The following is a 12,617-nucleotide window of genomic DNA, read 5'->3' on the forward strand; positions in this document are numbered from 1 at the left end:
CATCAAAAAAAAGCCCCGCGACCGAATGGACCGCAGGGCTAAAAAATTGGCTGGATGCGACCAACCAAAGGAGCTCTTTACCTCACTGGCTGCTGGCGACGACGGTGTCCGGCTGCCAGCCGCCACCGAGGGCTTTGTAGATCGCGACAATCCCGCGATACAAATCCACTTCGGCCTGGGCCTGTGAGTCTTCCGCCGCCAGGCGCTCACGTTGCGCGTCGAGCAGCACCAGGAAGTCCACGGTGCCTTCGCGATAGCGGATCGCGGCAAGGTCGGCGGCGGCGCGGCTGGATTCACTTTGACGAATCAGCGAGACCAGGCGCTGCTGGCGTTTGCCGTAATCACTGAAGGCATTTTCCGATTCTTCCAATGCCAGCAACACGTGCTGCTCATACGTCGCCAGGGCGCCATCGGCCTCGGCATTCGCGCCGCGCAAACGCGCACGCACGCTGCCCAGGTCAAACGCTGCCCAGGTAATGCTCGGGCCGAGGGACCAGGCATTTGCCGCCGCCGAGCCGATCTGCGAACCGCGCCCGGCGGTAAAGCCGAGGAAGCCGCTGAGGCTGACCCGTGGGAACAGGTCCGCCTTGGCTACGCCGATACGGGCGGTGGCGGCGGCCAGTTTGCGTTCGGCACTGAGAATGTCCGGGCGACGTTGCAGCAGTTGCCCCGGGTCACCGATTGGCAACGCCTTGGCAATCGCCGGCAGGTCTTTCGGGCTCAGGTCCACGCTCAGCTTGTCGGGGCGCTGGCCGAGGAGGGTGGCGATGCGGTTACGCTCGCGCACTTGCTCGGCTTGCAGTTGCGGCACGCTGGCTTCAACTGCCGCCAGGCGCGCATCGGCGCGTTCCACGTCGAGCTGGTCGCCGACGCCTGCATCACGCAGGCTGACGGTGATGGTGCGCGATTCCTGCTGGTTCTTCAGGTTGTCCAAGGCGATACGTTCGCGCAGCTGGGCGCCGCGCAGTTGGCCGTAAGCGTCTACCAATTCGGCGATCATGGTGACTTGCAGTTGGTACAGGTCGGCTTCCGCCACCTGTTGGTCAGCGTCGCTGGCTTCGAGGTTGCGGCGGATGCGGCCGAACAAATCGACTTCCCAGGCCATGTCCAGGCCCAGGTCGTAGCGTTCGCTGTTGACCCGTTTGGTGGTCTGGCCCGGGATCTGGCCTTTGCCCACATCACTGCTGGCGCGAGAGGTAACGACCGGCATGATGTCGGTGGCCACGTCATCACGGATGGCGCGTGCCGCCCGCAGACGGGCGAAGGCCACCCGCAGGTCGCGGTTACCGCTCAGCGACTGAGTCACCAGTTGGTTGAGGGTCGGGTCCTCGAACTGCTGCCACCAGATCCCTTCGTACCGGGCGTGGTCATAGCTTTTGGTGTCGGCGGCGGCCGTGATATTGGCCGCCTCCAATTTTTCGGTTGTGTAGTCCGGGCCGACGGCACAGGCGCTCAGCGCCACTACCAGCAGGCTCGGCAGAAAGACTTTCACACTCATTGCTGTGTCTCCAGCTTCAAGGCCTTGGCCGCTTTGCGCGCTTCGCTGCGCTCCACATAGCGACGGATCAATACGTAGAACACTGGCGTCAGCAACAGGCCGAAGAAGGTCACCCCGATCATCCCGGAGAACACCGCCACGCCCATGGCATGACGCATCTCGGCACCGGCACCACTGGACAACACCAGCGGCACCACACCCATGATGAAGGCGAACGAGGTCATCAGGATCGGCCGCAGACGCAGACGGCAGGCTTCCAGTACCGCAGCGAGCGGATCGAGCCCCTCGGCCTGTTTATCCTTGGCGAACTCGACGATCAGAATCGCGTTCTTGCATGCCAGGCCCACCAGTACGATCAAGCCGATCTGGGTAAAGATGTTGTTGTCGCCGCCGGAGATGATCACCCCGGTAATGGCCGACAGCAGCGTCATCGGTACGATCAGGATGACCGCCAGCGGCAGGCTCCAGCTTTCGTATTGGGCCGCGAGTACCAGGAACGCCAGCAGTACGCAGAGCGGGAACACGAACAGTGCAGTGTTGCCCGAGAGGATTTGCTGATAAGTCAGGTCGGTCCACTCGTAGGTCATGCCGTTGGGCAGTTCCTCTTTCAGCAGCTTTTCAATCGCCGCCTGGGCCTGGCCGGAGCTGTAGCCCGGTGCGGCGTTGCCGTTGATTTCGGCAGTGATAAAACCGTTGTAGTGCATCACACGGTCCGGCCCCGAGGTGTCGCTGACCTTGATGAAGGTCGCCAGCGGGATCATCTCGCCTTTGTTGTTGCGCACTTTCAACTGGCCGATCTGGTCTTCATCCTGGCGGAACTGCTGCTCAGCCTGCACGTTGACTTGATAGGTCCGGCCGAAGCGGTTGAAGTCGTTGGCATACAACGAACCCAGGTAGATCTGCAGGGTGTCGAAGATGTCGCTGACCGCCACGCCGTGGGTCTTGGCCTTTTCGCGGTCGATGGCGGCATCGACCTGGGGCACGTTGACCGTGTAGCTGGTGAACAGGCCGAACAACTCCGGCGTGGTACGGCTCTTGGTGATGATGTTCTGCACTTCTTTGTACAGCTCGTCATACCCCAGGTTGCCACGGTCTTCGATCTGCAGGCGGAACCCGCCAATCGTGCCCAGGCCCTGTACCGGCGGCGGTGGGAAGATCGCCATGTAGGCTTCTTCGATGCTGCTGTACTTGCCGTTCAGTGCACCGGCAATCGCACCGGCCGACATGCTCGGGTCTTTACGTTCGTCGAACGGCTTCAAGGTCACAAACACGATGCCGCTGTTCGGGCTGTTGGTGAACCCGTTGATCGACAGGCCCGGGAACGCTACTGCGGCTTCGACACCCGGTTGCTTCAGCGCAATGTCGGACATGCGCTTGATCACCTCTTCAGTGCGGTCCAGGCTCGCAGCGTCCGGCAATTGCGCGAAGGCCACCAGGTATTGCTTGTCCTGGGCCGGTACGAAGCCGGTGGGGGTGTGGGCAAAACCGAACCAGGTCAGCACCATCAACCCGGCATACAGGAACAAGGCGATACCGCTGCCACGAATAACCCGGCGTACGGTGCCGACGTAGCCATGGCTGGCCTTGACGAAGAAGCGGTTGAAGGGACGGAACAACCAGCCGCCGAAGATCTTGTCGAGCACCTTGGAGAAGCGATCCTTCGGCGCATCATGACCGCGCAGCAACACGGCGGCGAGGGCAGGGGACAAGGTCAGCGAGTTGAAAGCGGAAATCACCGTCGAGATCGCGATGGTCAACGCGAACTGCTTATAGAACTGCCCGGTCAAGCCGCTGATAAAGGCCGCCGGAATGAACACCGCACACAGCACCAACGCCGTGGCGATGATCGGGCCGGTCACTTCGCTCATGGCCTTTTCAGTGGCCTGGAAGGGTTGCAGCCCCAACTCGATATTACGCTCGACGTTCTCCACCACCACGATGGCGTCGTCCACCACGATACCGATCGCCAGTACCAGGCCGAACAGCGACAGCGCGTTGAGCGAGAAGCCAAACAGGTGCATCACCGCAAACGTACCGATCAACGATACCGGCACCGCCACCAACGGAATGATCGAGGCGCGCCAGGTTTGCAGGAACAGAATCACCACCAGCACCACCAGGATCAGTGCTTCGAACAGGGTGTGCACCACCGCTTCGATGGAGCCACGCACGAAGATGGTCGGGTCATAGACGATGCTGTAGTCCATCCCTTGCGGGAAGTTCTTTTTCAGCTCTTCCATCTTGCCGCGCACTTCGTTGGAGATCTCGATGGCGTTGGAGCCCGGGCGCTGGAAGATCGGGATCGCCACCGCCGGCTGGTTGTTGAGCAACGAACGCAGGGCATATTGGCTCGAACCCAGCTCGACCCGTGCGATGTCCTTCAGGCGGGTGATTTCACCGTTATCGCCTGCGCGAATAATGATGTTCTCGAACTCTTCCTCCGTCACCAGACGGCCCTGAGTGTTCACCGACAACTGGAAGCTGGTGGCATTCGGCGCAGGCTGCGCACCGAGGGCACCGGCGGCCACTTGGCGGTTTTGCTCGCGGATCGCATTGACTACATCAGTGGCGGTCAGGTTGCGCGACGCGGTCTTGTTCGGGTCCAGCCATACACGCAGGGAGTAGTCGCCCATGCCGAACAGCTGCACATCACCCACGCCGCCCAGGCGTGCCAGCTCATCCTTCACATTGAGCAAGGCGTAGTTGGACAGGTAGAGCATGTCGTAACGCTGATCCGGTGAGGTCAAGTGCACCACCATGGTCAGGTCGGGGGAGGCCTTGTCCACGGTGATGCCGATGCGCGTGACTTCCTCAGGCAGTTTCGGCTGAGTCCGCGTCACTCGGTTTTGCACCTGCACCTGCGCGTTGTCCAGGTCGGTGCCCAGGGCGAAGGTGATGGTCAGGGTCAGCTTGCCGTCGGCGGTGGACTGCGAGGACATGTACAGCATGTTCTCGACGCCGGTGATGGCTTGCTCCAGGGGCGCGGCCACGGTTTCACCGATGACTTTGGGGTTGGCACCCGGGAAGTTGGCGCGGACCACGACGGTCGGCGGCACGACTTCCGGGTATTCGCTGATCGGCAGTTGGAACAGCGAGATTGCACCCGCGATCAGGATCAACAGCGACAGCACCGCTGCGAAGATCGGCCGTGAAATGAAGAACTTGGAAAAATTCATCTTGAGTTGTATCCCTTAACCGCGTGGAGTCGCGACGGCTGCGAGCTTGGGCGCGGCTTTGTTCGGCGCCACTTGCTCCAGGTTGCTGGCTTCAAGCGCTTGTCGTTGTTGTGCCAAGGCGGCGAGGGTTTCCTTGCTGGCCATCGGGATCGTTTCCGGTGCAACCGGCGAACCCGGGCGAATGCGCTGCAGGCCCTTCACGACGATGGTGTCGTCCTTGTTCAAACCGCTGCGCACGATGCGCAGGCCTTCGATCTTCGGCCCCAGTTCCACCGAGCGATAAGCCGGTTTGTCGCCGTCCATCACCAGCACGAACTTCTTGCCCAGGTCGGTGCCGACCGCTTCGTCGTTGATCAACACCGCGGAGTAGGTCCCGCTGCCGACCAGCTTCAAGCGGGCATACAGGCCAGGGGTGTATTCGCCCTTGCTGTTATCGAACACGGCACGGCCACGGATGGTGCCGGTGGCCGGGTTGACCTGGTTGTCGACGAAGTTCATCTGGCCCAGGTGCGGGTTGCCGGTTTCATTCGACAGGCCCAGGTACACCGGTGTGGTCGCGCCACGGCGGCCTTCGCGGGCCAGTTCGGTGTACTTGAGGTACACGCGCTCGTCGGCGTCGAAGTAGGCGTAGACCTTGTCGGTGGACACGACGCTGGTCAGCGGCGTGGTGTCGGCGGTCACCAGGTTGCCGGCGGTGATTTCGGCACGGCTGACGCGGCCGCTGATCGGCGCGGTTACGCGGGTGAAACTCAGGTTCAGCTTGGCGAGGTCCAACTGCGCCTGAATCCCGGCGACAGCCGCGCGGGCTTCCTGGGCAGCGGTGGTGCGCGAGTCGGCCAGTTCGGCGGAAATCGCGTTGCTCTGACGCAGGCGTTCGCCCCGTTGCGCTTCATTATCGCTACGGGTCGCGGCGGCTTTGGTTTGGGCAAGCTGGGCTTCGAGACGGCGCACTTCAGCCTGGAACGGACGCGGGTCGATCTGGAACAGCAAGTCGCCTTTCTTCACCAGGGCGCCCTCGATGAAAGCAACCTGGTCGATCTGGCCGGACACCCGCGGACGAATCTGCACGGTTTCCGGCGCTTCCAGGCGACCGGTGAATTCATCCCACTCGTTGACCGGTTGTTCGAGCACCTTGGCCACGCTGATTTTCGCAGGGGGCATGGCGGCCGCTTGTTCCGGAGTTTTGCCGCACGCGCTCATGACCACCACGGCCAAAATCGCCAGGGGGAAGCGCAAATGTTTGAGTGACTGTTCCATGGAGTGCATCCGCCAATGTATTTGAGATGGGCGGATCATGCGCGGCGAGGTGCTATGTCACGAATCGAATGAAGCAAAGGTAACTATCATTCGGAATGATATAAGCGCGAGATTAGCCCTCTAGGATGCGGGTTTCGTTAGGCAGCTATCAATGGGCTTGATGACAAAGGTCTATTGCGCAGCGTGCAAGGAACACGGCCATCGTCGTGCTGTGCCGGCCAATGGCATTCAAACCGCTCGACCCATTGATCCATCCCAACGCGCTTATTCCGACGCGTTGACGGTGACCGCAGCCGAAATCGAAACGCCCAGTCAATACAGGCGTCCACCGCCGATGATAAACAGCACCAGCATGCCGAACATGTAATGCGCCGGCTGCGTTGCCAGCAGCCCTGCGCACAGCACGGGGCCCAACCGAACCCGCCTTGGCTCGCCACTGCAGCTCACCGCTGGGCGCGACCTTGAGCCGCGTCGGTGCATCGCCTATGGCGGGTTTGACGGGCGCATCAGCGCGTGGCGTTGTGGCCTGGGTTAAAGGTCGTCAAGCGTAGCCCAAGGTCCGCACGGTAGTTGATGCACGGGTGACAGGGCTGGGCGCGCTTGAGTAAACGTTCGCGTGACTTCGCATCTGTGCATAAACAGCACAGGTATTGTTTGCTTATGTGCGTGGATCAAACAGCAGGGCCTGCTTAAGCTGGCCTCGTCAACCCGACGACTGCTTAAGGAAACCCGCTCATGTCCCATGCCATCACTGCTGCTCAAACGACCCTGCGCGCCGCAAACGCTGTCAGCGTGCCGCACGTGCTTAAATCCGTCATCGCCGGCCTTGGCCTGCTGATGAGCCTCGGACAATCTGCCGTCGCCGCCGACGCCCTGGCCAATGCGCAGCCGACCATCCGTGCCATGTTCGGTGCCAAGCCGACCGACCAGTTGGACCCGAAAACCACCGCGTTGCTGGTGATCGACTTCCAGAACGAATACTTCACGGGCCGCATGCCGATCCCGGATGGCATGACAGCGCTGGCCAACACCCAGCGCTTGATTGCGTTTGCCGACAAGCAACATATTCCGGTGATCCACGTGCAGCACTTGGCTGCGGAGGGCGCAGCGGTGTTTGCCAAGGGCGGTAAAACGGTGAACTTCCACCCGTTGATGCAGCCGCGTGCACAGGACAAAGTCATTCAAAAAACCACCGTGAGTGTGTTCGCCAGCAGCGATATCGACGCCCAGTTGAAGCAAGCCGGAATCAAGACGCTGATCATTTCCGGGCTGATGACCCACGCCTGTGTCGCCGGTGCTGCGCGTGACGCGGTGCCGTTGGGCTACGACGTTGTGGTAGCATCCGATGCCACTGCCACCCGCGCAATCACTCGCGCCAATGGGGATTCGGTGTCCAAGGACGCGTTGCACAATGCGGCGCTGGCGGAAATCGAAGACACCTTCGGTTCGGTGCTGAGCACTGCGCAAATCGTCGCCTTGCCCGTGCACTGATCCACCGGACTGCTCGCCTGGAGTCACACTCGCTTCATGAACCAGTTATCTGCCATGCGCGCCTTTCGGTGCATCGTCGAGGCCAAGGGCTTCTCTGCGGCGGCAGAGCGGCTCGACACCACCCACTCGACGATTTCCCGGCAATTGCAGCAACTGGAAGTGGCGCTGGGCGTTCAGTTGATCAACCGCAACACCCGGCGTTTCAGCCTGACCAGCCCCGGTGAGCACTACTTCGCAGCGTGCGTCGATATTCTCGATCGCCTTGATGCGGCCGCCCTGGCCATGGCGCAGGGGCACCAGCAACCCAAAGGCCTGTTGCGGGTCAGCGTGCCGCTGGTGGTCGGCACGCTGGACTTGCCGCACTGGCTGCCGGGTTTCCAGAAGCGCTACCCCGATATCGAACTTGAGCTGTGCTGCGACGATCAGTTCGTCGACCTGGTCGCCGAAGGGTTCGACGTGGCTATCCGTATCGCCAGTGGACTGGCTGACACCACGCTGGTCGCACGCACCCTGACGGTTTCAAAGTTGGTCCTGGTGGCGTCGCCCGCCTATGTAAACAGCCACGGTTTGCCACGCACGGCCCAGGAACTCGACGGCCATCGCTTGCTGGCGTTTATCGGCGCCTCATCCGACTGGGAGCTGTGCCCGCCGCGTGGTGCGCCGGTCAAGGTCACGCCAACGGGGCAGTTCAACACCAACACCCTCAGCGCCTTGCACGCCGCTGCACTGGCCGGCGCCGGCATTGCGTGTTTTACCCAGGCCACCGTGCGCGCTAATTTTGCGCAAGGGCAACTCGTCTCCATTCTGCCCAACTATTCGCTGGGCCAACGGCATTACTTCGCGCTCTATCCGCAATCACGGTATCTGGCGCCCAACGTCAGGGCGTTTGTCGATTACATGGCCGACTTCTACGCGCCGCAAGGGCAAACCGTGAGCGCTCACGGGTAATTTTTAAGTACCGCTTTCGACAGGATTCGATCATGTCAAACCTCCCAACAGAACCCACCACCTTCCACGATCCGTACCAATGGCTTGAAGAGGTCGACAGTGCCAGGGCGCTGGACTGGGTACGGGCGCAAAACCAGAAGACCGCTACACGCCTCGCGCAATCGGACAGCTTCAAGGCGCTGCAAGCCGAGCTTCTGGCGGTGCTCGATAGCGACAGCAATATCCCTTTCGTGGAAAAAATCGGCACGCACTATTACAACTTCTGGATTGACGCCGCCCACCCACGCGGACTGTGGCGTCGCACCACGCTGGAGGAGTACCGCAAGGCCCAACCCGCCTGGGAAACTGTGCTGGACATCGATGCGTTGAACACCCTTGAGGGCGAGAACTGGGTATGGCATGGCGCCAACTGCCTGCGACCGGGCCATTCGCAATCGACCTATCAGCGCTGCCTGATTGAACTGTCCCGTGGCGGGGCGGATGCTAGCGTCACGCGCGAATTTGATCTGGTCGGCAAAACCTGGGTTGAAGACGGCTTCCAACTGCCGGAATCCAAGGGCGGAATGGGCTGGATCGACCAGGACAGCGTGTACGTGTTCACTGATTTCGGTGCGGCCAGCATGACGCGCTCGGGCTACCCGCGCATCGTCAAACAGTGGCAGCGCGGAACGCCGTTGAGCGCGGCCACTGTTGTGTACGAAGGCCAGCACGACGATATGTATATTGCGGCGATGCACGACAGTACGCCGGGCTACGCGCGTGATTTTGTCAGCCGTACGCTGGCGTTCTACAACGATGAGCTATACCTGCGGGCCGACGACGGCAAACTGCGCAAAATCGACGCGCCTGACTCAGCCGAAAAGTCAGTGCACAAAGACTGGCTGCTGCTGAAATTACGTGACGACTGGCCAGTGGGTGATGGCTATGTCGCCGGCTCGTTATTGGCGATCAAGTTTGAACAGTTCATGGCCGGCGGGCGCGATTTCGACGTGTTGTTTGCGCCGTCTGACAGCACCTCGCTGGCGGACATGGACTGGACGCGCAATCACTTGGTGCTGAACATTCTGGATGACGTCAGGAATCGTCTCAGCGTGTTGACGCCCAGCAATGAAGGATGGACGCGCAGCGCATTTATCGGCGCGCCGCCGATGGCGACGGTGGACGTGAGTGCGGTCGACAGCGATGACAGTGACGCGGTCTGGCTGGTCACCCGGGACTACCTCACGCCGGTCACGCTTTCACTGGCTGAAATCGGCGCTGAACCGCATGCGCTGAAAGCCATGCCGGCGTTCTTCGATGCAAGTCGCCATGTGGTGCAGCAGCATTTTGCAGTGTCGAGGGATGGCACCCGTGTGCCGTATTTCCTGGTGCATGAGCAAGGGTTGCAGTACGACGGCAGTGCGCCAACCTTGCTCTATGGCTACGGCGGTTTCGAGTATTCGCTGTGCCCGGAATATTCCGGCGGGCTGGGCCGCGCCTGGCTTGCCAAAGGCGGGGTGTATGCCGTCGCCAACATTCGCGGCGGTGGCGAATACGGGCCGCGCTGGCACCAGGCCGCACTCAAGCACAATCGCGCGCGTGCCTACGAAGATTTTGCCGCAGTGGCGCAAGACCTGATCAGCCGAAAAGTCACCGCGCCCCGGCACTTGGGCGTGCAAGGTGGCAGCAATGGCGGCCTGTTGGTCGGCAACATGCTGACCCAGTACCCTGAACTGTTAGGCGCCGTAGTCGTGCAGGTGCCGTTGCTCGATATGCAGCGCTATCACCACTTACTGGCCGGGGCTTCGTGGATGGAAGAATACGGCAACCCGGACGTACCCGAAGAGTGGGCCTACATCCAGACGTTTTCGCCTTACCACCTGTTCGACCCGGCGCAGACCTACCCGCCAGTGTTGTTCACCACCTCGACCCGTGATGACCGCGTACACCCGGCCCACGCCCGCAAGCTGGCGGCCAGGATGATCGAGGCCAACCAGGACGTCACCTATTACGAGAACATCGAAGGCGGCCATGGGGGGGCGGCGGATAACGCGCAGAGTGCGTACATGAAAGCGTTGGTCTACCGCTTTTTGTGGGAGCGGTTGAGCGTCGGCGGGGCTTGACCGACGCCGGCGGCTCAGAGGCTGTCCGCGTCGCCGAGAACATTGTGACGGGGCTCTAGAGCGGTAGCGTCAGGCGAAAAAATGGCGTTAGTCCCCATTTACACCTCTAACGCCGCCACTATGCGCGTGATCAAAGAAGCCTGACGCGCCCGAAGTGTCCTACCCTCAGCAATCCTCTCCACGGGCGTTACAAGGCGGTGGGCAGGCGCAACTAGCTGGGCGCTTCGGCGTCGCGCGCGCCGTTGGATGTGCGCAACACCGTCGCCTGCCATAATCCACCCGTCTCACCCCAGCCCCCACACGGAGTCCATGCCATTCATGGTGCTGTTCAATCGATTGAGCGCGTTTTCCAGCCAGGCGCGCAGGGCGCTGAAGTTGGTGTGGGGGACGTCGCGTCCCTTATTTATAGGCTTGCTGTTGGCCACCATCATTGCCGGTCTGTTGCCTGCGCTGGCTGCCTGGATCGGCCAGCGTATTGTCGATGGCGTGGTGCACGCGATGCAGATTTATGCAGCCGGCAGCCAGGCGCCCGTGTGGCCAGTGATGCAGTACGTGCTGGCCGAGGCGGGCGTGTTGGCGCTGCTGGCCGCCGCCCAGCGTGCATTGTCAATGCAGCAATCGTTGCTGCGGGTGCAGTTGGGGGTGAAGGTCAACCTGATGATTCTGGAGAAAGCCCAGACCCTCTCACTCCTGCAATTTGAAGACGCCGAGTTTCACGACAAGCTGGTGCGCGTGCGGCAGGGCGCGTCGACACGGCCGCTGAGCCTGGTCACCAAGGGCCTGGGGTTGGTGCAGAACCTGATCGCGCTGATCAGCTTTGCCGTGCTGTTAGTGCACTTTTCGCCGTGGGCGCTGGTGATTCTGGTGGTCGGCGCCTTACCGGTGTTCTTCGCCGAGACGCATTTCTCGGGCAATGCATTTCGCCTGTTTCACCGGCGCGCGCCCGAGACCCGTCAGCAGAATTACCTGGAATCGCTGCTGTCCCACGAGACCCATGCCAAAGAGGTCAAGCTGTTCGGCCTGGCGCCGCTGTTCCTCCAGCGCTACCGCGATAACGCCCGGCGCTTGTACACCGAGGACCGCCAGTTGACGGTGCGTCGCGATGCCTGGGGCTTTGCCCTGGGCCTGCTGGGCACCGCGGCGTTTTATGTGGCTTACGCCTGGGTGGTGCTGGACACCGTGCGCGGCCAGACCAGCCTGGGACAGATGACCATGTACATCGTGCTGTTCAAGCAGGGGCAAAGCGCGATCACCGCCAGCCTCAGCGCGATTGCCGGCCTGTATGACGACAGTCTGTTTCTGTCGGACCTTTATGAGTACCTGCTAACCCCCGTGGTCGTGCCGAGTGGCCGGCTTACCCAGGGCGCGCGTCCCGGCGACGGTCTGCGCTGCGAGCACGTGGGGTTCAGTTACCCCGGCGCTGAGCGGCCGGCATTGACGGACATCAACCTGCACTTGGCGCCGGGGCAAAGTCTGGCCCTGGTGGGCGAGAATGGCTCGGGCAAAACCAGCCTGATCAAACTGCTCACGCGCCTGTATACCCCACACGAGGGGCGCATTCTGCTGGATGGCAGCGACTTGCAAGACTGGGATGAACAGACACTGCGCCAGCGCATTGGGGTGATTTTCCAGGATTACATCCGCTACCAGATGACCGTCGGCGAGAACCTTGGCGTGGGTGACGTCGATGCGCTGAACGACGAGGCGCGCTGGCGCACGGCCGCCACCCAGGGGGTGGCCGCCGAGTTCATCGAACGCCTGAGCAAGGCCTACGGCACACCGTTAGGGCGCTGGCTCGGCGGCCAGGAGTTGTCGGGTGGGCAATGGCAGAAAGTCGCCTTGTCACGCGCGTATATGCGCCAGGAAGCGGATCTGCTGATTCTTGACGAGCCGACGGCCGCGCTGGACGCCGGCGCCGAGGCGGCGGTGTTCGAGCACTTTCGCGAACACGCCAAGGGCCGCATGACGTTGTTGATTTCCCATCGATTCTCCAGCGTGCGCAATGCCGACCACATCATCGTGCTGGACGGCGGGCGAATCCTTGAGGAGGGCAGCCATCACCAGCTGATGGCGGCGGGTGGGCGCTATGCCGAGTTGTTCGATGTTCAGGCGCGGGGGTATCGCTAGGTCCCCGCCCAATCCGGC

At 61.8% G+C, this 12,617-nt stretch carries 7 protein-coding genes; 4 read left to right on the forward strand and 3 right to left on the reverse strand.

The genetic code is table 11. The annotated features are described in order from the left end of the window. Positions 1 to 82: 82 nt before the first annotated feature. Genes JFT85_RS01065 through mexE form a run of 3 tightly spaced genes read right to left on the reverse strand, consistent with a single transcriptional unit; the run spans position 83 to position 5,931 of the window. Positions 83 to 1,498: an efflux transporter outer membrane subunit gene (locus JFT85_RS01065; RefSeq protein ID WP_053256205.1), complete on the reverse strand. Its 1,416-nt coding sequence runs from the start codon at positions 1,496 to 1,498 to the stop codon at positions 83 to 85. Then, on the reverse strand, positions 1,495 to 4,674 hold the full coding sequence (locus JFT85_RS01070) for an efflux RND transporter permease subunit (protein WP_053256204.1): 3,180 nt from the start codon (positions 4,672 to 4,674) through the stop codon (positions 1,495 to 1,497). The genes JFT85_RS01065 and JFT85_RS01070 overlap by 4 nt, the downstream gene beginning before the upstream one ends. A gap of 15 nt (positions 4,675 to 4,689) precedes the next feature. After that, the gene (gene mexE / locus JFT85_RS01075) at positions 4,690 to 5,931 is read right to left on the reverse strand and encodes a multidrug efflux RND transporter periplasmic adaptor subunit MexE (protein ID WP_069552373.1); all 1,242 of its coding nucleotides are present in this window, start codon (positions 5,929 to 5,931) and stop codon (positions 4,690 to 4,692) included. Between the two features lie 837 nt (positions 5,932 to 6,768). Between mexE and JFT85_RS01080 the strand changes: the two genes are divergently transcribed. The 4 genes from JFT85_RS01080 (at position 6,769) to JFT85_RS01095 (ending at position 12,599) form a co-directional block, all read left to right on the forward strand. Continuing rightward, positions 6,769 to 7,422: a cysteine hydrolase family protein gene (locus JFT85_RS01080; protein ID WP_069552395.1), complete on the forward strand. Its 654-nt coding sequence runs from the start codon at positions 6,769 to 6,771 to the stop codon at positions 7,420 to 7,422. Positions 7,423 to 7,458: 36 nt separating this feature from the next. Further along, complete coding sequence (locus JFT85_RS01085; RefSeq protein WP_201228886.1) at positions 7,459 to 8,370, forward strand: LysR family transcriptional regulator; 912 nt, start codon at positions 7,459 to 7,461, stop codon at positions 8,368 to 8,370. Between the two features lie 32 nt (positions 8,371 to 8,402). Beyond that, entirely contained in the window at positions 8,403 to 10,472 is a 2,070-nt protein-coding gene (locus JFT85_RS01090; RefSeq protein WP_201228888.1) for a prolyl oligopeptidase family serine peptidase, read from the forward strand. A gap of 318 nt (positions 10,473 to 10,790) precedes the next feature. Beyond that, entirely contained in the window at positions 10,791 to 12,599 is a 1,809-nt protein-coding gene (locus JFT85_RS01095) for an ABC transporter ATP-binding protein (protein WP_201230856.1), read from the forward strand. Positions 12,600 to 12,617: the final 18 nt, after the last annotated feature.

It is taken from the genome of Pseudomonas sp. TH04, assembly GCF_016651355.1.
GTDB lineage: Bacteria > Pseudomonadota > Gammaproteobacteria > Pseudomonadales > Pseudomonadaceae > Aquipseudomonas > Aquipseudomonas fluorescens.